The 24,508-nt window shown below is 38.5% G+C and carries 20 protein-coding genes and 1 pseudogene; 13 read left to right on the top strand and 8 right to left on the bottom strand.

The window, feature by feature from the left end; translation table 11 throughout:
• Positions 1–183: 183 nt before the first annotated feature.
• From sstT to gcvH, 9 genes are all read left to right on the top strand, one after another.
• Positions 184–1,377 (top strand): serine/threonine transporter SstT, encoded by a 1,194-nt coding sequence (gene sstT / locus FTT92_RS09365; protein ID WP_078193803.1) that lies wholly within the window; start codon positions 184–186, stop codon positions 1,375–1,377.
• 34 nt (positions 1,378–1,411) lie between these two features.
• Complete coding sequence (locus FTT92_RS09360; RefSeq protein ID WP_180107101.1) at positions 1,412–2,086, top strand: YoaK family protein; 675 nt, start codon at positions 1,412–1,414, stop codon at positions 2,084–2,086.
• A gap of 12 nt (positions 2,087–2,098) precedes the next feature.
• On the top strand, positions 2,099–2,635 hold the full coding sequence (locus tag FTT92_RS09355) for a DUF2058 domain-containing protein (protein WP_168377529.1): 537 nt from the start codon (positions 2,099–2,101) through the stop codon (positions 2,633–2,635).
• A 246-nt stretch (positions 2,636–2,881) separates the two neighbouring features.
• Complete coding sequence (locus tag FTT92_RS09350; RefSeq protein ID WP_180171967.1) at positions 2,882–4,132, top strand: mechanosensitive ion channel family protein; 1,251 nt, start codon at positions 2,882–2,884, stop codon at positions 4,130–4,132.
• Between the two features lie 331 nt (positions 4,133–4,463).
• The gene (locus FTT92_RS09345; protein ID WP_249682726.1) at positions 4,464–5,747 is read left to right on the top strand and encodes a GGDEF domain-containing protein; all 1,284 of its coding nucleotides are present in this window, start codon (positions 4,464–4,466) and stop codon (positions 5,745–5,747) included.
• A gap of 95 nt (positions 5,748–5,842) precedes the next feature.
• A complete protein-coding gene (locus FTT92_RS09340) occupies positions 5,843–7,717 on the top strand; it encodes an ABC transporter ATP-binding protein (protein ID WP_180171966.1) in 1,875 nt (624 codons plus the stop codon).
• Entirely contained in the window at positions 7,695–8,144 is a 450-nt protein-coding gene (locus FTT92_RS09335) for a MaoC family dehydratase (protein ID WP_180171965.1), read from the top strand. Before FTT92_RS09340 ends, FTT92_RS09335 begins: the two co-directional genes overlap by 23 nt.
• Before the next feature lie 149 nt (positions 8,145–8,293).
• The gene (locus FTT92_RS09330; protein ID WP_078190954.1) at positions 8,294–9,322 is read left to right on the top strand and encodes an AraC family transcriptional regulator; all 1,029 of its coding nucleotides are present in this window, start codon (positions 8,294–8,296) and stop codon (positions 9,320–9,322) included.
• A gap of 72 nt (positions 9,323–9,394) precedes the next feature.
• Positions 9,395–9,769: a glycine cleavage system protein GcvH gene (gene gcvH / locus FTT92_RS09325; RefSeq protein WP_078193810.1), complete on the top strand. Its 375-nt coding sequence runs from the start codon at positions 9,395–9,397 to the stop codon at positions 9,767–9,769.
• A 97-nt stretch (positions 9,770–9,866) separates the two neighbouring features.
• Here gcvH and FTT92_RS09320 read toward each other — a convergent pair whose 3' ends face one another.
• Both FTT92_RS09320 and FTT92_RS09315 read right to left on the bottom strand, forming a co-directional pair.
• Positions 9,867–11,057: a PilT/PilU family type 4a pilus ATPase gene (locus FTT92_RS09320; RefSeq protein ID WP_180171964.1), complete on the bottom strand. Its 1,191-nt coding sequence runs from the start codon at positions 11,055–11,057 to the stop codon at positions 9,867–9,869.
• Positions 11,058–11,328: 271 nt separating this feature from the next.
• Positions 11,329–12,411 carry a 3-deoxy-7-phosphoheptulonate synthase gene (locus tag FTT92_RS09315; RefSeq protein ID WP_180171963.1) on the bottom strand — a complete coding sequence of 361 codons (1,083 nt, stop codon included), beginning with the start codon at positions 12,409–12,411 and terminating at the stop codon, positions 11,329–11,331.
• Positions 12,412–13,111: 700 nt separating this feature from the next.
• On the opposite strand from FTT92_RS09315, the gene FTT92_RS09310 reads away from it, so the two are divergent.
• Entirely contained in the window at positions 13,112–14,695 is a 1,584-nt protein-coding gene (locus FTT92_RS09310) for an ATP-binding cassette domain-containing protein (RefSeq protein ID WP_180171962.1), read from the top strand.
• Between the two features lie 122 nt (positions 14,696–14,817).
• Here the strand turns inward: FTT92_RS09310 and FTT92_RS09305 are convergent, their stop codons facing one another.
• The 3 genes from FTT92_RS09305 to FTT92_RS09295 all read right to left on the bottom strand — a co-directional run bounded on the left by FTT92_RS09305 (position 14,818) and on the right by FTT92_RS09295 (position 18,418).
• A complete protein-coding gene (locus FTT92_RS09305) occupies positions 14,818–15,987 on the bottom strand; it encodes an acyl-CoA desaturase (protein ID WP_180171961.1) in 1,170 nt (389 codons plus the stop codon).
• Positions 15,988–16,022: 35 nt separating this feature from the next.
• Positions 16,023–17,042, bottom strand: coding sequence for a flavin reductase family protein (locus tag FTT92_RS09300; RefSeq protein ID WP_180171960.1), 1,020 nt, complete (start codon positions 17,040–17,042; stop codon positions 16,023–16,025).
• A 260-nt stretch (positions 17,043–17,302) separates the two neighbouring features.
• Positions 17,303–18,418: an S-(hydroxymethyl)glutathione dehydrogenase/class III alcohol dehydrogenase gene (locus FTT92_RS09295; protein ID WP_078193885.1), complete on the bottom strand. Its 1,116-nt coding sequence runs from the start codon at positions 18,416–18,418 to the stop codon at positions 17,303–17,305.
• Positions 18,419–18,543: 125 nt separating this feature from the next.
• Here FTT92_RS09295 and FTT92_RS09290 point away from each other — a divergent pair, with 125 nt between their 5' ends.
• Positions 18,544–20,100 carry a phospholipase D family protein gene (locus tag FTT92_RS09290; RefSeq protein WP_180171959.1) on the top strand — a complete coding sequence of 519 codons (1,557 nt, stop codon included), beginning with the start codon at positions 18,544–18,546 and terminating at the stop codon, positions 20,098–20,100.
• Positions 20,101–20,194: 94 nt separating this feature from the next.
• On the opposite strand, the pseudogene FTT92_RS09285 reads toward FTT92_RS09290, so the two are convergent.
• A pseudogene (locus tag FTT92_RS09285) lies at positions 20,195–20,864 on the bottom strand (class I SAM-dependent methyltransferase).
• A 138-nt stretch (positions 20,865–21,002) separates the two neighbouring features.
• Here FTT92_RS09285 and FTT92_RS09280 point away from each other — a divergent pair.
• Entirely contained in the window at positions 21,003–21,440 is a 438-nt protein-coding gene (locus tag FTT92_RS09280; RefSeq protein ID WP_078193815.1) for a hypothetical protein, read from the top strand.
• A 107-nt stretch (positions 21,441–21,547) separates the two neighbouring features.
• On the opposite strand, the gene FTT92_RS09275 is transcribed toward FTT92_RS09280, so the two are convergent.
• On the bottom strand, positions 21,548–22,156 hold the full coding sequence (locus FTT92_RS09275) for a uracil-DNA glycosylase family protein (protein ID WP_180171958.1): 609 nt from the start codon (positions 22,154–22,156) through the stop codon (positions 21,548–21,550).
• Positions 22,157–22,195: 39 nt separating this feature from the next.
• The gene (locus FTT92_RS09270) at positions 22,196–22,912 is read right to left on the bottom strand and encodes an SGNH/GDSL hydrolase family protein (RefSeq protein ID WP_180171957.1); all 717 of its coding nucleotides are present in this window, start codon (positions 22,910–22,912) and stop codon (positions 22,196–22,198) included.
• A 228-nt stretch (positions 22,913–23,140) separates the two neighbouring features.
• Between FTT92_RS09270 and FTT92_RS09265 the strand changes: the two genes are divergently transcribed.
• Positions 23,141–24,499, top strand: coding sequence for an alpha/beta hydrolase-fold protein (locus tag FTT92_RS09265; protein WP_180171956.1), 1,359 nt, complete (start codon positions 23,141–23,143; stop codon positions 24,497–24,499).
• The last annotated feature ends 9 nt before the right edge of the window (positions 24,500–24,508 follow it).

Raw genomic sequence — 24,508 nt, 5'->3', positions numbered from 1 at the left:
AATCAATGCGAATTTGATAAACAGTGAGTTTTGAAGGGTTTACATTTTAATACACAAAAATAGATTATAAAAAACAAAGGTTTATTTTTAAATTAAATTATTTTTTAAGCATGCGACATTTTCGTATAAAATACAGGGCTAATTTTCATCATTTTGTCATTGTAATTCTGACAAGGCTCTCCTATGTTTTCAGCATTTACACGCTTGAGTTTAGTAACCCGAATTATTATCGCCATTATTTTAGGTGTATTGGTTGCTGTTGTTGCTCCAGGCGTTGCACCCTATTTAAGTTTGCTTGGTGATTTATTCATTAAGGCATTGAAATCCGTAGCACCGATACTGGTCTTTGTACTTGTGCTGTCATCCATTGCAAATTTCAAAGTGGGTAGCAGTAATGCATATATTAAACCAATTATATTGATGTACGCTATTGGTATGTTCCTTGCTGCTTTAAGTTCAGTAGTAGCAAGCCTTTTATTCCCTAGTACATTAATTCTTGATGTTGCTGCAGAAAACCTTGTGCCGCCAGGCAGTCTTGCTGAAATATTGAAAAACTTATTATTAAGTTTTGTCGCAAACCCTGTTACAGCAATTTCTGAAGCAAATTTCATTGGTATTTTGGCTTGGGCTGTTGCCTTAGGTATTGCATTTCGTCATGCATCAGAGAACACCAAAGTCTTTTTATCTGACGCTGCTGATGCAGTGAATAAAGTGATCCGTTTAGTGATTAACTTTGCACCTATTGGTATCTTCGGTTTGGTTGCTGTTACATTTGCCGACTCAGGTCTAAAAACGCTTGTTAGTTATGCGCACTTACTTGCGGTATTACTCGGTACCATGTTCTTTGTAGCTTTGGTCATTAACCCACTAATGGTGGCATTTATGACTCGCTCAAACCCGTTCCCATTGGTTTTCCAATGTTTACGTGAAAGTGGTATCACTGCATTCTTTACACGTAGTTCCGCTGCAAACATTCCAGTTAACTTAGACCTTGCAAAGCGTCTTGGTGTACCAGAGTCAACTGCAAGCGTAGCGATTCCTTTAGGTGCAACTGTCAATATGGCAGGTGCATCGGTCACAATTACAGTCCTCACACTAGCAGCAGTTCATACTTTGGGCATTTCTGTTGATTTCAGCACAATGTTGATTTTATCAGTCGTTGCTACCGTTTCTGCATGTGGTGCTTCAGGTGTTGCTGGTGGTTCATTATTACTTATTCCAGTGGCTTGTGGCCTGTTTGGTATTTCAAGCGATATCGCGATGCAAGTTGTAGCCATTGGTATGGTTATTAGCGTACTTCAAGATTCAACTGAAACCGCTTTAAACTCTTCGACTGACGTATTATTTACAGCTGCAGTAGACCGTGGTTTAAGATAATATCCTGATATTGGATACTTTTTAAGGCGAGGCCATGCCTTTACAGACTTTACCGCTTTGGATACAACTGGGTGCTTTTTTCCTCGCAGTGAATGCAGGAATGATTAATGTACTTGGACTGGTGACCATCTTGCACCAGTCAGTATCTCACATGACCGGTAATGTCAGTATGTTAGCCATGGCCTTCATTGCATGGCAGCCAACTACGATTATTTATTTGATTTTAGTCTTGCTCTGTTATGTGATTGGCTCATTTTATAGTGGGCTTATTCTTGGAAATAGTCACTTTAGCTTAACCAGACGTTATGGCGTCCCATTAAGCTTGGTGGCTTTTTTTATTGTCCTGTGTTGGCTACTATTGCCCTATTTTCCACGTTACGCTTTGCTTTGGGCATGTGTGGCTATGGGTGTACAAAATGCAATGGTTAGCCACTATAAAGGTACCATTATTCGTACCACACACCTTTCTGGTGTTTTGACGGACTTAGGTTTGGCTTTGGGTTATAAAGCCCGTGGACTTCCGGTTGAGTCTAAACGTGTGGTCTTACATTTATTAATTTTGGCGGGATTTATCGTTGGTGGCATACTTGCCAGTTGGCTTTATCCTTATTTAAAATTAAACGCATTCCTGATTCCTGCCGCACTCAGTTTAGTCATGAGCGCAGTATATTGGATCATCTATTTTCATTATCGACATATACACGATTAGTTGGAACGTATTATGGTTAAAAATGCATTACAGGCGCAACTGCTTAAAGCAGGTCTGGTCGATAATAAAAAGGCAAAGAAATTGTCAAAACAAGCCGTACATGAAAAACGTACTGGTGAAAGTAAAGATGCTGAAATCAAGGCGAAAATTGAGCAAGATCAGCAGCAAAAAATGGCAAAAGATCATGCTTTAGAGCAAGACCGTAAAGCAGTTTTGCAAGAAAAAGAATTAAAAGCTGCAATCATGCAAATGATTAATCAGCATAAAATTCGTGATACCGATGGCGAATCGACCTATCAATTTATTGATGATGCCAAGATCAAAAAGCTTTATATCAATCAGCAAATTTATAATGCCTTGGTTGCTGGCAGTCTTGTTATTGCACGGGAAAATAGCAACTATGCTTTTTTACCAAAAGAATTAGCCGACCGTATTAATGCGAAAATGGAAGGCTTTATTATTGTGAATAATTCTGAAGTGAATGAGCAAACCACGGATGAAGAAGATCCATATGCAGCTTATGTAATTCCTGATGATTTAATGTGGTAAGCATTTCATATCGCTAATGAAGCTCCTAATTAGGGGGCTTTTTTTAGCTCAACATTTATTTATTTTAGTTCATCAATTAGGTTATACCTTCAAAAAATCATTTTTAGCACAAAATAAGTAACATTATGGACTATACATGTCGTAACTCCGTAAAGTTTACGAGTATAAAATTGCTTATATAATCATCATAATTACAATAGTTTGATCATTAAGCCTTTCATTTACTTCAATAAGAGTAAGATAATTTTGGAAAAATTTCAGTTCATTAAAAATATTCAAGATTGGTCAGATCAATACCCTTGGTTAGAAATGCTGACATCGCTCAGTCTCATTATTATTTTTGCCATCATTGCAAATTTTATCGCCAAGCAAATTGTGGTACGCGGTATTCGAAAGCTCGTATCTAAAATGGCCTTTAGCCATAGTCAAATTTTGTCAGAACATAGTGTGATTAAACGCTTTGCTAACATTGTTCCAGCAATTGTGATCTTAAATGGCATAACTACAGTCCCACATTTATCTGTGAAATTTACTTCAATCGTACAGATGGCTTGTCAGGCTTTTATCTTCTTGACCATTGCTTTGGCAATTTCTGAATTACTGAATATTTTTAATCTGATTTACCAACGTAATCCAAAATCTAGAAACAAACCGATTAAAGGCTATTTGCAGTTGGTCAAATTGATCATTTTTTTGGTGTGTGGCCTGATGATTTTAGGTACCTTCCTGAAAAAAGATGTATTTACATTACTCGCAGGCTTTGGTGCTATGGCGGCCGTGCTCATGTTGGTTTTTCAGAACACCATTTTGTCACTGGTGGCTTCGGTACAAATTTCTTCTTATGATATGGTGCGAATTGGTGACTGGATTGAGATGCCGTCGCTTAATGCAGATGGCGATGTCATTGATATGTCATTACATACCATAACCGTGCAGAACTTTGATAAGACTTTTACCACGATTCCAACCAATAAATTGGTGACTGATACCTTTAAAAACTGGCGTGGTATGGCTCAGTCAGGTGTTCGTCGTATCAAACGCTCGCTTTATATTGATCAAAGCTCTATTCATTTCATGACACAGGATGAGCAAAACAAACTCAAAGAATTTTTATTGCTAGATCAATATCTTGATCATAAGCATGAAGAGCTTGCTCAGTTTAATCAGCAACTTTCAAATCAATCGAAATATAATCAGCGCCGTTTAACCAATCTTGGGACCTTTCGTGCCTATGTAGAATTCTACTTACAACAGCATTCAGGCATTGCCCAACACCAAACGATTTTGGTGCGTCAGTTACAACCCACGAGTGAAGGCATACCTTTAGAGATTTATGCTTTTAGTAAAACAATTGCATGGAAAGATTATGAAGCGATTCAATCTGATATCTTTGACCATCTGATTGCAATCACACCCGAGTTTGGACTTAAAATCTATCAAGCCCCTTCTAGTGCCGATTTTAAAGCCCTCGTTCAACCAAATGCCGATAAAAGCTAAGAGCTAAACTTTCCTCTCCCCATGTATATTCAAAGAAGAAATTCTGCAAATTTAAAAAGTCACAATGGCTTTTGAATATACATGGGGCTATCGGTTACCCCCCCTCTACTTCCGCAATTACTTTAGATCATGCGATATAAGGAATAAAAGCGAATCAGATAAATGCGCTAATCGCTCGATTCCTTAAAAATATAATTCATCCGAAACAACTAAATATAATTACAACTAAATATAATTAAAAAATCAGAACAAATACTATACAAATGTAGACATTTTTAGATACTATTTGTTAACAGTTGCATAAAAACGCTTCTAAAATAGGAACTTGATCATGGAAGGCCCCAATCAACCTTCTCGGAAATCAGTTAAAAACGAATCACAATTACTCATAGAATCGATGAATCGCACTTCTGCCAAACATACGCTCATACAGGCAGAAGCATGTGACCTAGAGAATCGTGTCCGTATTGAGCGTGCTTTATCCGACCCGATTGCACGTATTCCGGCACAGTTTAAAAATGCTTATTACAAATTTTTGTACTACAACCAGAAAGACTATTTAAAGCAGGTCAACTATTTCGCTCAATTGGCTTTTTTAATCTATTTTTGGGCAGATCGCTATGTCCTGCCAGACGTAGAAATGCTTTCAGGTGTCATTCGTATCATTGCAATTATTGGTGCATTTAGTCTGAATTATATTCTGTTTAAATATATCAAACAGATTAAATTGCTCGATTTAATATTACCACTAGCGACTTGCCTTTCTGCAATCCTCTGGTTTGAGATATTACTTCAGTCGAAAAATGAACTGGTTCATAGCTATCAATATGCTGCCATTATTTTGATTGTATTGGGTAATTTAAGTATTCATGTGCATTTTCGCCCTTCTATCATCACCTCAGCCATGATCACGGCAGCGATCCTTTTTGGCGCATGGCGCATTAATGATTTTGGTGATTTTACAATATTTTTATTGGTGTACGTTCCTGTGCTGCTGTTCAGTATGTATATCTGCTGGAACTCTACGCTCAACTCTCGTAAAACGTTTCTAAGAGCGCTGCTAGATGACTGGAACTTTCATACCCTGCGCAAAATTGCCCATACGGATGAATTGACCCAGTTAAGCAATCGTCGCCAATTTGTACATGCTGCAAATAAAAAAATCCAAGAAACCCCGATGACGGTCTGTACCAGTCTGTTGATTTTTGATGTCGATCATTTTAAAACGATTAATGATCAATACGGACATGATGTCGGCGATCAAGTGTTATGCCAAATTGCTGAAATTGCACGGAAAGAAATGCGTTTTTACGATATATTGGCGCGTTTCGGGGGTGAAGAATTTATTGTACTTTTGCCTTATACCGTCCCAGAAGATGCATTAAAAATTGCTGAACGGTTAAGACATAAAATGGAACAACATCAATTTCATATGGATGGTCAATTGGTGAAATTTTCGATCTCCATTGGTGTTTCCAAAATTGACCCTGACCACGCCAAACTTGATCAGTTAATTAAACAGGCCGATATTGCTCTATACGAAGCAAAACGCCAAGGTCGTAATCGGGTTGTACATTTTAATTCTATGAACTTTTGCAGCCAAGCTTTTAAGTAAATAAACAAATCAAAATGGAGAAAAAACAGCGAATCCATTACACTCAGAGCTGAAGAAAGAAAGATTAATTACAGCAAAATTCTCAGGTTATCTGCATGCTTAAATGGTTTGAAAATTTAGTTGACGCTTATCCTGAACAGGACTTGAATAAACCATTGCCGACAAAATTTTTCCCCTTTGTATGGCAAGCTGCGACGGGTGTAAAAAAATACCTATTGTTATTGGTACTCTGTACAGCAGGTGTAGCGAGTTTTGAAGCACTGCTTTATTCCAAAATTGGCGAATTAGTCAATTGGATCAGTAAGTCTCAACCTGAAACCTTTTTACAGCAGCACCAGACGAATCTGACCATTTTAAGCTTTATTTTATTGGCAAATATCTTCTTTTCTTGCCTTCAAACGATTATTAAACATCAGATTTTATACAGTACCTTTCCAATGCGCCTACGTTGGAGATTTCATAACTTATTACTGAAACAAAGTTTAGATTTCTTCCATAACGATTTTGCAGGCCGTTTATCTGCCAAGGTTATGCAAACTTCACTGGCTGTACGTGAGTTTTGGATTATTCTTGGTGACATGTTGGCCTATGTCTTCATTTACCTGATTTCTATCACCGTGATTTTAGGTGCTATATCGCCACTGTTAATTATTCCGTTATTACTTTGGCTGGCTTTATTTATTGGTTCTGCATGCTATTTCATCCCAAAATTAAGCAAAATTTCAAATGAACAAGCCAATGCACGCGCAGTAATGACTGGTCGTGTCACCGATGCCTACACCAATATTCAAACGGTGAAATTGTTTGCCCATGCAGGCCGTGAAAGCCAATATGCCAAAGCCTCAATGAAAGAATTTATGGTGACGGTGTATAAGCAAATGCGACTTGCTGCAAAATACAACATCGCGACGAATTTGCTGATCATTGTTTTATATGGTGGCGTACTTGGAACAGCCGTTTGGCTCTGGATGGATGGTCAAGCTGAGCTTGGGGTCATTGCAGCAGCGACCGCCATGATTTTAAAACTCAGTAGTATTTCCGAGTTTATGATGTGGCAAACATCTGCCCTATTTGAAAATGTCGGGACCATTCAAGATGGGATGAAAACCATGGGCCGCCCAATTCATATTCAAGACAAAGCTGATGCAACCGACTTAAAAGTACAGCAAGGCGAAATTAAATTTGAAGATGTCAGTTTTGCTTATAATGATAAAAAGGTCATCAATCAATTTAATTTAACCATTCGACCAGGTGAAAAAATCGGTATAGTCGGGCGTTCAGGTGCCGGAAAATCGACATTAATTCAACTTTTACTCCACTTTTACGATATCAACCATGGTCGTATTTCGATTGATGGCCAAAATATAGAAGATATTACCCAAGATAGCTTAAGAAAAAATATTGCTTTGGTGACCCAAGACACCTCGTTATTGCATCGCACGGTTGAAGAAAATATTAAATATGGCCGCCCGAATGCAACAGATGAAGAAATGTATGATGCAGTGCGTAAAGCGAAAGCTGATGAATTCATTCCTCAATTGATCGATTTACGTGGCCAACGTGGCTATGACGCATTTGTCGGTGAACGTGGCGTAAAATTATCAGGTGGTCAGCGTCAACGTATTGCGATTGCTCGAGTATTTTTAAAAGACGCACCGATTTTAATTTTAGATGAAGCCACAAGTGCGCTCGATTCAGAAGTCGAAGCTGCGATTCAATCGAGTTTAGATGATTTGATGCAAGGCAAAACTGTGATTGCCATTGCGCATCGACTCTCAACAATTGCGCAAATGGACCGATTGATTGTTTTGGATCAAGGACGTATTGCTGAGCAAGGCACCCATGAAGAGCTTGTCGCTTTGAATGGTATTTATGCACACTTGTGGCAGCGTCAAACCGGTGGATTTTTAATAGAACAACATAAAGTAGAATCAAAGGAAGATGAAAATGCTGTATCTGGAAGACCTTAAAGTTGGTGATCACTTTAGCAGTCGTGAATATGAAATGACTGTTGAAGAAATAAAAAAATTTGCCAACGCTTATGATCCTCAGGAATTTCATACAGATGAAGTCAAAGCCCAACAGCACCCGATCTTTCAAGGGCTAGCGGCAAGTGGTTGGCATACTGCTGCTGTAACAATGCGCTTATGGACTGAATGTTTCCCTGTGGCTTATGGCTTAATTGGCTCTGAATCAAGTCTGCGTTGGCCGCGCCCAACACGTCCGGGGGATAAAATTCGTGTAGAAGTTGAAATATCTGCAATTACTCCGTCGAAAAGTAAGACAGACCGCGGCATTGTGACCTATGTTACTCAAGCGCTCAATCAGCACAATGACGTTCTTTATATGTCTACGACCAAAATTGTGGTCTTTTCCAAAGATTTTAAATCGAATTAATCCTTAACGGCCTACTTTACAACGCTAAGGTAGGCCGCTATAAATAATTGAGCCTAGTCAGTTTGTCCAACAATTTTTGTGGGATACAACACAGAATCATGCCAATATAAGCTTGAACAGAAGAAAAACCCGCATTGCAACGGAACGCTATGAAAACAATTAATTCCCGTCAGGATCAGGGTATTCCCGGAGTATATGGATTGCTCCTATTAGATGTGGTCTCTCGATGGGGCTACACTGCAGAGACATTATTTAGTCCCTTCGGATTAAACAGCGAACAATTGGCTGAACCAGATTTCCGTATTCCAACACCCATCGCCAATCAATTGGTAGAGCACGCACTACGATTAACTGGTGAGCCAACTCTAGGTTTTCATTTGGGCAACCAAATGCGCATCTCAATTCATGGTTTTATTGGCTATGCCATCATGACGGCGAAGGACATAACCGATGCCTTAGTCTTGGCAAACCGTTTTATTCAGTTACGCATGCCCTTTTTACAGCTTTTTTTCTCGACATTTGGAACCAAAGCGACTGTTCAACTACAAACCGACGTGACGATTGAGCCTTTACGTACTGAGATTTCAATTGCCTTAATTTTTGGCATGATCAGCATGGGCAAAGCAATTACCGGTGTGGATTATTCTGCTGGTGAAATTGATTTTGATTTTCCTCAACCTGAAGGTTTTGAGCGGTTTATTGCAAAATATCCACGCCACCAATTTAGATTTGATCAGCCACATCTCTTACTTAGTTTTGATAAGCAATATTTAACCAATAAATTGGTCCATGCAGACCCGATTGCCAGTCAAATTGCGATTAACCAATGTGAAGCTGAACTCTCAGCTTTGGGCGAACGTCACCGTATTGCCATGCGCGTTCGTGACATTTTAACCAACTCCGAACAGCACTATCTAAGTATCGAAAGTGTTGCTGAACGGCTACACATGTCCGATCGAACCCTTAAACGCCAACTTGCTGCCGAAGGGACTTCATTTTCAACATTGGTTGACGAAGTTCGCTACCGTCATGCTACTTCGCTCCTGTCACGAACTGATTTTACCTTAGAGCAAATTGCTGATGAATTGGGCTATAGCGATGTCGCCAATTTTAGCCGTGCTTTTAAGCGTTGGAGTGGTCGTAGCCCAAGCAATTGGCGTAAAGATCCGTACTTATAAGTCTTTTGTTTTAAGTAAAAAGCATGTATAACTCATGCCAAAAATGAATTTAATGGATTTAAGGAGTTATCAATGAATCATCCTTCAGATTTAAAGTACGCAAGTACACATGAATGGGTGCGAATTGAAGGTGACCTTGTTGTTACAGGCATTTCTGATCATGCACAAGACGCATTGGGTGATTTAGTTTATGTTGAAGCACCAGATGTTGGTCAACATATCACTGCTGGCGAACAAGCGGGTGTGGTTGAGTCGGTAAAAACCGCTTCTGATATTCATGCTCCGGTTTCTGGTGTGGTTGTTGAAGTCAATCCAGACCTTGAAGATGATCCAGATTTTGTAAACGATGCGCCTTATAGCAAAGGCTGGATTTATAAAATTAAACCAGACAATATGGCTGATGTAGATGCTTTATTGACCAGCGAACAATATGAAGCTGGCCTGTAAATATTTCTAATATCTAAAAAATCAGCCCTCAGGCTGATTTTTTTATTTCAATATGATGGCTGAATTGGCTTATATACCATTTGCATGAATATGCAGCTTATATTTCTTCCGAAACTTCGGTACTTTCAGGTTCTTCTTTCTTTTCTTCAACCATACTAAACGATTGCGCAGCCGCTGAAGTACCATTTGCACGTGAACTTTTCAGTTTAATTTGCAAACGTAGTTCATTGGTTGAATCAGCATTTCTTAAGGCTTCTTCATAAGAAATTGCGCCGTCATTATATAAATCAAATAAAGCTTGGTCGAAAGTTTGCATCCCAAGTTCACGAGATTTTGCCATGATCGCTTTTAATTCATGAAACTCACCTTTCAAAATCAAATCTGAAATAAGCGGCGTGTTTAACATAATTTCAACGGCTGCACGGCGTCCTTTACCATCTTCAGTCCGGATTAAACGCTGCGAAACAATCGCTTTCATATTGCTCGATAAATCCATAAGCAATTGATTTCTTCGCTCTTCTGGGAAAAAGTTAATGATTCGATCTAGGGTTTGATTGGCATTATTTGCATGTAGCGTACCTAAACATAAATGCCCTGTTTCAGCAAAGGCAATCGCATGTTCCATCGTCTCGGTGTCACGAATTTCACCGATTAAAATCACATCTGGCGCTTGTCGTAGTGTATTTTTTAAGGCGTTATGCCACGAATGACTATCTACACCAACTTCACGATGCGTAATCATAGATTTTTTATGTTTATGAACATATTCCACTGGGTCTTCAACAGTGATGATATGGCCTGCACTATTTTCATTTCGATAATCAATCAGCGCCGCTAAAGAGGTTGATTTCCCCGAACCTGTACCGCCAACCACTAAAACCAAACCACGTTTTTCCATAATCACGTGCTTAAGCGAAGCCGGTAATTTAAGCTTTTCAAAATTTGGAATTTCTGCGCTAATGGTACGAATGACCATACCTACATGTAACTGTTGCTGAAATACATTGACACGAAAACGTGAAACGTTTGGCACACTAATCGCAAAGTTACATTCTAGTTCTTTTTCAAACTCTTTGCGCTGCTTCTCATTCATCAAACTATAGGCGAAAAGCTTTGTTTTCTCAGCATCAAGGGCTTGCTGCCCAAAGGGTTTCATCATGCCTTGATGTTTAATACTTGGTGGAAAATCTGCCGTAATAAATAAATCAGAACCACCATATTCAACCACTTTTGTTAACATGTGGAACATAAAACGGCGTGCTTCTTCCAGCAATTCAGCAGTGTACATCAACTTCCCCAATATAAAATTTCAAACACCCAAGTACAGATTTTCATTATTTCTGGCGCTGTATTGGGCTTAGACATTATTGTGCATAAAAAGTGTGACTCACTCAAACATAAAATACTGAATTATCAGTATATATTTTAAATATATAGGCCATATTTCAATTTTTACGTCACAGTTTACAATAAAGTAAATTTCAAAATAAAAGCCTTAGAACAATCAATATTCTAAGGCTTTGGGCTAAATCAATTCAGACTGAGTATGCTCTGGATTGTTAAGCACTACGTTTGATTTGTGATGCACGAAGTTCATTCGCAACCTGTTGAATTAAATCAATGGTTTTGTCCCAACCTAAGCATCCATCTGTTACAGATTGACCATAAGTCATGTCACAACTAATTTTTTGATTACCATCCACTAAATGACTTTCTAACATCACACCACGCACTTGGGTATGCTCACGCTCCGCCACAATTGTACGTAATACTTCAGGTTGCTTCATTGGATCTTTATGGCTATTACCATGACTACAATCGATCACTAAAGCTGGTAAATCGCCTTTTGCTTTACTGCGAATTTTGTCTATTTCAGCCAAACTATAATTTGGACCTGTATTAGAACCACGTAAAATCAAATGTGCTTGCGGGTTGCCAACGGATTCTAAAATACACGGTAGGCCGGCTTGACTCATACCTAAAAACTGGTGTGGATGCGAAGCAGATTCAATGGCATCTAAAGCAATTTGGATTGAGCCATCTGTTCCGTTTTTGAAACCAATACTGTATGGCATATGACTCGAGATTTCACGATGAATTTGTGATTCGCTGGTACGCGCACCGATTGCACCCCAAGCCAAAAGGTCATCAAAATAACCCGTCGCCATTGGGCTTAAAATTTCAGAGGCAATTGGCAAACCCATTTCAATAATTTGTAAGTACAGCTCACGTGATTTTTCTAAGCCCAACTGCATATTAGATGATCCATCTAAACTTGGGTCATACATATAGCCTTTCCAGCCCACTGTAGTACGTGGTTTCTCAATGTATGCGCGCATCACAAGAAAAATTTGATCTGAAACCTGTGCCTGTAATTGTTTTAATTTTTCAGCATATTCCAACGCAGCAATCGGATCATGGATTGAACATGGACCTGTAATAATCATTAGACGCGGGTCTAGACCTGTCAAAATATTTTGAATAGTTGCACGATGTGCAGCAATTTGTTCTGCAGCATGAACTGATAAAGGTAATTGTTGTTTCAGTTGATGTGGCAAGCTCAAAAGCGTTTCTTTTGGCCGTGTAGATTTCTGAATTTCTGAATTTTGAGTTTGTTGTAAAGCTGTATTTAGCGCATTCATTGGTTCTATTCCTTTGGACTGTACGTATAAACAGTCCGATCTTTTATCTGAGCGTTATGGGACTTTGGGACTTCAAGGCTTTAGACATAGACTGACTAAAGTAAAACCAATAACCGTTGCTAAAATATGAATTATTTACTGTAAACATGAGATTTCTCCAAAAATATTATAAAAATCAAGACATAAAAAAACCTGATCAGGGTTGCCGATCAGGTATAAACTTGGTGGGCAACCTTTTTCATGCCCGAACGCGTTCAGGCAATTATCTAAACTGCCAGAAGTAATAATATGCGTTTGAGATTAAAGGTTGCTTTAACATCTTGATTTCATCAAAAAGTATCTGTCTGAAAATTAAAATACGCTGTATTCATCGGTTTGACAATAGTTTTTTGCTATTTTGTTGTATTAAATAACGCTGCTGTAAATAATTGCGACCTATTTTTAAAATTTGATGTGTTGATTAATAAATGAACATTTATTAGACTGCACAACATTAGGCTGTCTTAAGCTTTTTTCCATTTATTTTTAATTCGAGTATTTGCCAATGAAGTAAGCCCTGTTTTTTTCATCATCAAATCCATTTTTTTGATGTGCAAACACATGGCTAATGACTTCGACTGCATTTTCTCAAATATAGTCTTTTTTATAGAATAAAATTAGTTATTTGTATTGCGCATCTTTGCTATCGCAAGGTGCATCTATGACTCAAACGGCTTGTACAATTTCCAAATTAAGCTTGGAATATCCATCAAAAACACTTTTTAAAAACCTGAAATTTAACCTCAATCAACAGCAACTTTCGGCATGTATTGGTCGCAATGGTTTAGGAAAATCCTGCATCCTTAAAATCTTACATGAGCAAAATCTGAAAGATCTCCCCTATGAAGGTGAAATTTTATGGAATGTACTAAATGCCTATTTATCACAATTTTCTCGACTAGAAGCTGACACGATTGCTTCTGCACTCGGTGTTGAAGACTTATATAACGCATTTCAACGTATCGAAATAGGCAGCGCAAGTTTTGAAGACTTTGAGCTGACTGAAAACCAATGGCACCGTCCTGCACTATGGCAGCAACAACTTAAGCAAGCTTCACTACCAACAGATTTAAATTTCCCAGTCGCTCAGCTGAGTGAGGGGCAAAAAACCAAATTGGCATTGTGTGCATTATTTTTAAAAACTGACCACTATTTACTTTTAGATGAACCTAGTAACCATTTAGATGCATCCTCACGCTTATGGCTCATCGATCGTTTAAAAAACCATCCTGCGGGTGCATTCGTCGTCAGTCATGATCGAGAATTGCTGCAACATGTAGAGCATATCTATGCTTTAAATGAGTTTGGACTCAGTCATGTTACTGGCAACTATGAAGACTACGTTCAACAAAATGATCTGCAAAATAAAGCCTTACAGCGTAATGCTATGCAGCATCAGCGTGAGTTAAAACAACTCAAATCACAGCAACACGAAACACAGCTGAAAGCGCAAAAACGAGAACAACAAGGTCATACACTACGCAATTCGGGCTCCCAAGCTAAAGTATTACTCGATTTTAAAAAGGAACAAGCCGGTCAAAGCCTCGCGACAGTTCAAATGCAACAGCAGAAGCAATTGGAAGAAAAGAGATCTCAACTGATTCAGGCACAGCATCTACTTGAACATGTCAAAGAGCAGCAATTCGTTTTTCAACATCACGCTGAAAAAACAGGAGAAATCTTAAGAGTTAAACATTTTCATCGCAAAACATCTCAGCACCAGCCTTTCGACTTGGCCTTACAGGCAGGTGAAAAAATTCATTTAAAAGGAAAAAATGGTATTGGTAAATCAACATTTCTAAAGTATCTGAGTCAGGTCAAATCACAGTCTAGCCATGAATTATTTTTGTCTGTGCATACCCTGTATTTAGACCAAAACTTGAGTAATTTATCACCTGAACTGAGTGTTTTGGACAATTTGGCAAAGTTTAATCCTGAGGTTTCGTCAATGGAATGGCGTAATCAACTCGGTAAACTTAGAATCCGTGGTCAAAAAGCGGAACTGCCATTTCACTGTTTAAGTGGTGGTGAGCGTTTAAAAGTGACCTTGTTGGGCTTAAATTATTTAACACCGAATATTGAGCTTTTATTGTTAGATGAACCTGAAAACCACTTAGATATAGAGTCTAGAGTGTTATTGGCTCAAGCCATTCAGCATTATACAGGTGCGGTGATCCTCGTTTCACATGATGCATATTTTGTAGAATCTTGTGGCATTCAGAATAGCGTGCAATTAGTTGAATAACTCTTGCTCGCTAGATATATCTAAAAAAGCCAAAGTAGATGAACGCTACTTTGGCGAATTTACTGCTTTAGAAATCATCCATTGGAAGCATTAAGGACAATGTTGCTTAACACTACTGTGTTTTAACGCCCGATTTTCTTCATGATTTTTTGTTTAATGCGCTGCTGAACTGTAGCTGAACGTTCCTTAAGCTCGGCACGCCAGTCATTCGGCACTGAGCATTTCGCGAGGCGAACCCAAACGCTGGCAAACTGTTTGATAAAACTGGCTTCGTTGTAGTGAATACCATATTCCTCACAAACTGCTTTAATTTTAGGTGCGGCTTCTGCATAGCGGTTTGCAGGCATATCTGGAAATAAATGGTGTTCAATTTGGTGACTCAAATTACCACTGAGTATATGCAACCATTGTGTTCCACTAAAATTACTTGAGCCACGAATTTGACGGAGATACCACTCTGCTCGAGTTTCATTTTCGGTATTATCCATCTCAAAGTTTTCCGCATCTTCAGTAAAATGGCCATTAAAGATGACAGCGGAAGCCCATAAGCTACGAATTACGCTGGCTACCGCATTTCCTGCAAATACAGGAATCGCATTGGGACCTGCAATAAGCGGGAAAAACACATAATCTTTAATCACTTGGCGCTTAATTTTCTGACGTACATCGGCTGCTTCATGCCATACATCTTTCCAAGTTTTGGTTTTATACGCAATAACATCTTCTAAATGTAAACGTTGAATGCCGACATACCACTCAAAGAAAACCATGAGTTGGGCAGCCAGTGGAATATTAAAAAGGAAACGTGGCTCCCACTTTTGCGATTCACTTACACGGATTAAGCCATAGCCGACATCATGGTCCATCCCCACAATATTGGTATAGGTATGATGCACATAGTTATGGGTATATTTCCAGTCTTGGCCTGTGGCAATGGTATCCCAATCATAGTTAGCACCATTTAAGCTTGGGTCATTTAACCAATCAAACTGACCATGCATCACATTATGACCGAGTTCCATGTTCTCTACGATTTTAGAAATACCCAATAAACCCGTACCGAGTAACCATACTGGTGGAATCCAACCTGCAAACATCAACATGCCACGAGATGCGATCTCGCTATAACGGACAAAATTACGAATTTTATAAATATACGCTGCATCTTTTTCACCTACACTCTGCATGATTTCACGGCGAATTTGCTCAACTTTTTCGCCAAATTCAGCAGTTTGTTCTGGAGATAAATAACGTGACTTACTATTCGGACGAATATATATCGATTGATTCATGATGATGCCCCTGATTTGTTTTTATGCGGCTTGGGTTAGAGTTGAATACGTACAGGTGAAATTGCCTGCGTAACACATAGCTTTATTTGTGTGTTATTTGCATGATCAATTTCGCCTGTGAGTAAGTTTTTCACTGAACCCTGCAATTTCGTACACGAACAAGTATTACAAATACCCATCCGACAACCATGCGCAGGTTTTAAACCGGCTTTTTCAGCACTTTCAAGTAAGTTACCTTCTGCTAAAAAATCTTGTTGGGCTAAACTAAAAGTGACAGGTTGAGCAGGCACTGAATCATCAGCAATCATCTGAAAATATTCAGTATTTAAATATTCTGAAAGCTTAAACTCACGATACAGTTGCTCAATGCTTTGCATCATTGGCGCTGCACCACAGGCATAGCAATCTCGCTGCTTAAAATCGGGGACCATGTGGTTTAGCACCTCTGGTGAGATATGTAATTTAGTTTTCAGCGTATTAATCGCATGTAAATGTGCATGGTTTGATTGCTTCGCCAGTTGAATCAATTCATCCAAATACGCATCATCTCGATTGAAATAAATCAGGTCAACCACGCGTTCAAGCTTAATCGCTTGTTTAAACAAAGTCATGATTGAGGTAATGCCACTACCAGAAGCAAGCAGTAAAATTGGTCGATCCGAATTTAGCTTTAGGCCAAACTCACCTTGCGGTTGCGATAATTCAACAACATCACCTGTTTTTAATTGCGTCAGGCAATTGGACACTTTGCCTTGCTGTTTAACTGCAATCACCACATGACCAGATGTATTAATTTCGACGACGCTATAGCTACGTTGATGACGTACACCATCTTTGACAACTGTCACCAGAACACATTGGCCTGGTCGATAATTTGCTGCTTTAAAGTTGTGATTCGCTAAAAAACTCAGTTCATAAAACCCGATCCCCACACAACGTGATTTGACCAATTGTGCTTTTACACGTTTGTAAGCCCAAATTGCATCAAATTTTTCTGCAATAAAATCAATAAAATCTTCCCGAATCCACTCAGGCTTGTAACTTGTAGTTGTCATTTTTTGCCTCGGATAATGCATTAATATACATTCGTTTTCAAATTATGCTTACCTTATGTTTAGTGCTAATTTCCCACCATGTGAATTCGGGACAAAATCTATCATTTGGCATTTTTTATCATTTTATGTCTAACAATCTGTCACTTTTTGCAAATCCTAATTTGAAGTTTTGATTTGTTATAACGACACAAATAAAAAAACTAGGCAAAAGCCTAGTTTTTAAATAGTGAAAATTAACGCATTAATATTTAAATCAAAGTTTAATCTTCAAAATGTACAACAGAGCGAATTGATTTACCTTCATGCATTAAATCAAAGGCTTCATTGATTTTATCCAGCCCCATGGTATGGGTCACGAATGGTTCAAGTTTGATCTCGCCTGACATGGCTTCTTCTACCATACCCGGTAATTGTGAACGACCTTTAACACCACCGAAAGCAGTGCCTTTCCAAGTACGACCTGTAACCAATTGGAATGGACGGGTTGAAATTTCTTGACCTGCACCTGCCACACCAATAATCACAGATTGCCCCCAACCACGGTGAGCACATTCCAAAGCAGAGCGCATCACATTGGTATTGCCAATACATTCAAATGAATGGTCGACGCCCCAACCCGTCATTTCTACAATCACTTCTTGAACTGGACGATCATAATCTTTTGGATTAACAAAATCCGTCGCGCCAAACTCTTCAGCCAGTTTGAATTTGTCAGGATTGGTATCTACCGCAATGATACGACCTGCTTTAGCTTTTTTAGCACCTTGTACCACAGCCAAACCAATTCCACCTAAACCAAAGACTGCAACTGAATCACCTTCCTGAACTTTAGCGGTATTTTTAACTGCACCTAAACCCGTTGTTACGCCGCAACCCAACAAACACACATGCTCATGGTTCGCTTCAGGGTTAATTTTTGCCAAAGACACTTCTGCAACCACAGTATATTCAGAGAATGTTGAACAGCCCATATAGTGATAAATCGGCTGACCATTATAAGAAAAACGTGTTGTACCATCCGGCATTAAACCTTTCCCTTGTGTTGCTCGTACAGATACACAAAGATTCGTTTTACCCGATTTACAGAATAAACATTCACCACATTCTGCGGTATAAAGCGGAATAACATGATCACCTGGTTGCACTGAAGTCACACCTTCACCGACTTCAACCACAACACCTGCACCTTCATGCCCTAAAATTGCTGGAAATACGCCTTCAGGATCATCACCCGACAATGTAAATGCATCTGTATGACACACACCTGTATGGCTAATTTTGACTAAAACCTCACCTGCTTTAGGTGGAGCCACATCAATTTCCACAATTTCTAAAGGCTGACCCGGTCCAAAAGCAACGGCTGCACGTGATTTCATGTCTAAAAACATCCTGTATGGCTTATATTAACAGATGAGTTACAGTAACCTCTTTTTAAGCCTAGATACAACCTTAAAACATGATGTTATGATGAATTTTTCAAGGAATGATTAATGCTATTCGAATGATACAATTACGTGAAATAAGTTGTACTGTCGGTTTAACTGTTTCGATCAGCCTATTAACTGGATGCAGCTTACCTAGCAATCAGTCAAAAAAAGATGTCCCTATACAATCGCATGCAGAAAAATGGATTACGTCTGCTACAGATTTAGAAAAATTAGAACAAAAACAAACAGCTTATCTAGCCTTAGATGATGCCTTCTTAAGCATTGCTTCTCGCCTACATTTGATTCGAAATGCAAAATACACCATCGATTTGCAATATTATATTTGGGAAAATGATGCTATTGGGCATCTGATGTTTCAAGAATTACTGCATGCCGCTGACCGCGGAGTAAAAGTAAGGCTACTAATTGATGATCAAAACGGGACGAAACTCGATCCGACCTTACAATCCCTTTCAGCTCATCCCAACATTTCAATCAAACTGTTTAATCCCTATAAATTCAGAAAATTACGTGTCATTGATTATGCATTTCGCTTAAAGCATATTAACCATCGTATGCATAATAAATTAATTGTTGCCGATGGTTTTATAGGCGTAACTGGTGGTCGTAACATCAGTAATGAATATTTTGATGCCAGTGAAAGTTTTCAATTTACAGATTTGGATATCCTTTTCTATGGGGAAGCCATTCAACAAGCCAATCAAGTGTTTTTGAACTTTTGGAATGATGATTTAAGTTATTCTGTTCAGCAATGGATTGGTGCAGGTACAAAAGAAGACTTAAATCAATTAAGACAAACGTACCAAGAAAACTCTACAACGTTGAATAAAGATCAACAGCGCATTAACTATGCACAGCAACAACTGGCGGCTCAGCTTAAACTAAGACCGGTGAATTGGGCCGAAGCACATTTCATTGCGGATAGTCCGAATAAAATTCGTGGTGAGGCTAAAGAGCAAGAATTAATTTATAACCAATTTTCGACCTTGATGGGACAGCCCAAGGAACGCATGGAATTGGTTTCAGCTTATTTTGTTCCCACGCAACAAGGAACTGACTTTCTAACGGGTCTTGCAGGTAAAAATGTAGAAGTCCGTGTGTTAACCAATTCATTTTTAGCCAATGACGTCGCTGTCGTTCATGCGTTTTATCAAAAATATCGCAAAGACTTACTCAAAAATGGCGTGAAACTATATGAATTTAAACCTTATATAGAGCGTTCAAAACGCACATGGTATGAGGTCATGACCGGAAATATCATCCCTGCGAAAGGCAAAAATGCCTCTAGTTTGCATGCAAAATTTTTCGATATTGACGGTATGGTGTTTATTGGATCGTTTAACTTTGATCCACGTTCCGCAAATTTAAATTCGGAAGTTGGTTTAGTCGTTAAATCTGATCGATTACAAAACGATATTTCGGCGGCATTAAACCAGTATTTACCGCAAATTGCATATGAATTAAAACTGGATAAAAACGGCGAAATCATTTGGTTAGAGCATCAAAAAAATGGAAAAATCAAAACCTATACCCATGAACCCGAAACAACTCGATTCCAACGATTTAGCATAAAAGCAGTGTCATACCTCCCGATTGAATGGATGATGTAATGACAATGTACTGCTAATTGGTTAGGTTTTTCTCATCGATAAGATCTAATAGGAACGATTTAAGCAGTTTCAAGCAACTCAATAATGCTCTTGTTCAGTCTCGTTTATATGAGTGCTGGCTTTTGAAAATAACCAAACCATTGATTTCGCCAAGAAATTCCACTTGCCCATAATTGGCTGCTTTAAGCGCTGCTAAATGTTCCTCAACTGACATATACAACTCATGGTTTTGCTGTGCATGTGGTGCATATAAATGATCACATACAAAATACACGCCTTGTGTGTTTAACAACGTTTTTACAGTCCGATGAAACTCTGCTGCATACGCCTTATGTCTCAATTCATGTAAGGCCTGATGAATAATAATCACATCAAAGGTGCTGTTTTGATTAAATTGAATTGATTCTTCCCAAGCAGATTGTTTGAAATCCCCTGTTATAAAATTACATTTTAAGCGTTGCGCTGCACTTAGTTTTTCTTTTGCCAAGTCATGCATAGCTTCGGAGAAATCAAATGCAGTGTAGTGAATATTTGGACAATGATTGATTAAAAAATCAGCCAAATAACCCGGACCTGAACCGAGTTCAAGTACACGGGCATTCGGGTTGAAAGCCAAAATAGAGTCAATATACATTTGAAAAGATGTCATAACGCCACGGACGTTTAAGATTGACTTCAGCGGCCCATTGTTTAGCTTCGATTGGATCTTTTAAGTCTATAGGGCTGGGCACATCGTTTATGTGTATATTATTTTCGCAATTCATTTTTCTTAGACTTAATTTAGATAGATTGAATGCTATTTATACATAAAATATCTCAATAAAAGCAAAGGTTTTACTCACACTTGATGATGCTTTAACATCCAACGCTTATTTTGTTTTATCTCCCCCTAAAGTTTTCTAATGCAATTTTTTGATTTAAGCCGCCAATTTAATTTAAGTGATATTTTAACGCCTTTTACAACACTTCCCGAACTGGGTCATCAAGAATGGTTTTTGTCGAAAGTTCGGGTTGAGCATGACTGCTTATCTGACAATGACATGATTGAAGGCCAAGCTGTGCTTAAATCTAATCACAATATCCAAATTGAGTTGGAATGGTTAATTCAAGATACAGGTCATGAATTACAGCTCTTATTTAAAGGCATTGAAACTGCAGCTAGCGAAGAAACTTTGGTGATCGTGAAAGGCGCACAAATTGTAGATGATGCAAACAAAAAAGTTTCATCTCAGACACTGAGTTTATGGATCGATGGCACTTTACTACCTATGCTGCCGAATATTCGCAAAGAAATTAAAGCGCGTTTAAACCTTTGGGATTATGTTGAATATGATGGCTAAGAAGTTGATGTTTATCCATTATTAAGATGCCACGTTTTAATCATTGAATGTTTGCCTGTTTAAATAAGAAATTTTATTCAAGGCATTTCATAAATTCGAAAACTTACTTAAAGGAAGCCTATATCTTTAAATAAGCTTTGGTAGGCTTCGGCTTTTTTTTCCAATGCTAGTGGATAAGCTCTAGATGATGACGGCATACGGTATAAAGTCAAATCTCTGCCTGCAAATTCGGTACGAACAGCATGCCCAATGTGTGGTTTTTCAGTATTTTCTGGCATCGAGAGCATCAAAGTATCAGTCGCCTTGTCTCCCGTCGTCATAATACTGTGGCAATTCGGCATCTGTGTAAGCAGCTTCGCAATGTCGGTTGGCTGATAGATCTGTAAAAACTTGTCTGATGCATTGCCTTTCAAACGAATCACTTGATAGGCCGTATCAAAAATGCCTATACCTTTTTCATTTAAAAAATCTCGAATGAGCTGTTCTCTAAAAGTTTTGCTCTCTAGATTGAGAAAATGATTTTTATCCTGAAAAAAACATAGGCCAAAGATTTTCCACATGTCATTTTGGAAATTTGGATAGTAAAAATCCATTTTCCAGCGTGTTTTGGGTGGTGGAAAACTCCCTAGCATCAAGAGTTTCCCATTTGATGGCAAAAATGGCGCTAATGGATGCGTTTCAATTTGCGGATTCACGTCTGAAATATCTTTGCTCATGTAAATTTAACTTCGCCCAGTGGTTGAATCATAAAATGTCTATGAAAATTGTTCAGTGATGTGTTTCGCTATTATTTCAGCCCATAACTGATAAATTTCTTTGCTCGGGTGAAAGCCGTCTTTTGCCATTTGTAAATTTTTTTCACGATATTCTTGTAAATCGTATTCAATTAGCCTCGTATTAGGCTTTGTTTTAATAAAATTTTTTAACAGCGCATTCATTTTCTGAGAATATTGTCCAAACAGCCATGACAATGGAAACGGTAAAGCTGGAAACTCATCCATTGGTGGCACACCTGAAATGATCAATAGCTGTGGTTGAAACTTTTCCTCGACAGCTTGATATAAGCGCTGCTGGAGCTTCAACCACTGGTCTGGTTGTTTTAATGCTGTGACATCATTGACACCAACAGAGCTGATCACGACATCAAAGTTCTGCGTTGTGACATTATCCAAAGCATTGATGATTTGCTGGCTATTATGACCCGTTGTGGCTTCAAGGCAATAGTGAACTTGATAATCAGGCGATAAAATTTTAAGTAATTGTCCCAATAACGCATCCGACTGATGCTCGACGCCGACACCTGCAGCCGCTGAGTCACCAAGGATCAATACCGATAAGGGCCGATTACCCTGACCACCCATCCCACAACGTTCTCCCATCGGTTCTGCTAAACGTGGGGTATTTTTTTTCACACGGTAACCTTGGATCAGTAACGCAGGTAACAGCAGCAGTGTCGATACTTTGAGTAGCATAATATTCGGGCAATGATTTAAACCTTATCGTCTTCATTATTTTAAGTGGTTTATAAAACAAAGCATTGACTCTATTGTTATTTTTCTACATTTTTTTTAGTTAAAAGCGTCATTCTGCGGCATATTGCTAGTTTTTTATATTAATAATGATTATCATTTATTGGTTTTCATCCTACCTATTTTATTATTTCAATGAAAAAACTTTCCCCATTTTTTTTAGCTTGCTTTATGAGCGTTGCTGTTTCTTCTGCTTTTGCCCAAACTCAAAATTCACCCGCCGATACAACAGAAAAAAAACATTTCCCCTATGCTGCTGCATGTGAAGATGTCAAAGCGCAAAGCCAAATATTATTAAACCTACAACATCAGTTAAATCAAAATCCAAAACAACGTGCTCAAATACTTGAAGATTTTTGGAAGCGTGTAGAGCTTATAGGTACACCAATCATTGAAAACTATGATGAAAAACATGACCGTATAATTTTTTTATGGAAAGGTGCGCAGCATAATGTACGCCTTATTGGTGGCCCGAGTAATGACCATGAATGGTTAACACGCCTACCAAATACCGATATTTGGTTTAAAGAATCGATTATTGATCATCGTTATATTGGCAGTTATAGCTTTGCTGTCGACTTACCGAACTTAGAAGGTTATCTGTCAAATTATTGTCCGCATCTGAATCCTAAACTTAAAGAATCAAGAACGCAGCGTCGTGCTGTGATACAAGTACAACGCATTGATCCTTTCAACAAAAACACTTATCTCGCAAGTGATGACACATCAGGCTTGCGTAATGAAAATTTAGTGGCGCTTAAAGATGCCCCGCCTTTTATTGATCCAAAACAATATCCAAATGTGCACCAGCCCCAATTACAAGAGTTTGTTCTAGACAGCAAAATTTTGAATAACTCACGTAAAATCCAAATTTACCAATCTAAAGCCAAGAAAAACCAAAGCTATATCACTGCTATATTTTTTGATGGTCAACAATATAACGAGTTGCTGAATGTTCCAAAGGCATTAGACATTTTAGTTGAACAAGGTCAACTGCCACCAATTCAAGCCATATTTGTTTCTCCACCGAACGATCAGGAACGACCTAAAGAATTAACACCAAATGCAAAATTTTCAGCATTTTTTAGTGATGAACTGATACCTTGGATTCAAAAAAATGCACCTGCAAAAGTCGATTCGAAAAAAACGGTACTACTTGGGTCAAGTCTTGGCGGTTTAAGTTCAGCTTATTTAGCCTTAGAAAATCCAAATCAAATTAGTCATGTCGTACCGTTATCTGGATCATTTTGGTGGCAAAATGCGCAGACAGACCTCCCTAATGGCATGAGTAAAATCATTCGTGATAAAACCTCACAACCTAAACAGCATTGGTTTATTACTGCCAATAGTTATGAAAGCTCTCGAAATAATAATGAACTGAGTATTTTAGAGACTTCACCTATTGTGGCAGCCGACTTAAAAAATAAAGGTCATGATGTGCATTACCAATCATATATCGGCGGACATTCCTACGCGGTATGGCAAGTTGCCTTGCAAGATGCACTCAAACATTTTTTTGCGCAAAAGTAGTTTATAAAC

Source organism: Acinetobacter sp. YH12023 (genome assembly GCF_013420135.1).
GTDB classification, from domain to species: Bacteria; Pseudomonadota; Gammaproteobacteria; order Pseudomonadales; family Moraxellaceae; genus Acinetobacter; species Acinetobacter amyesii.
This window is presented reverse-complemented; position numbering and strand designations above follow the sequence as displayed.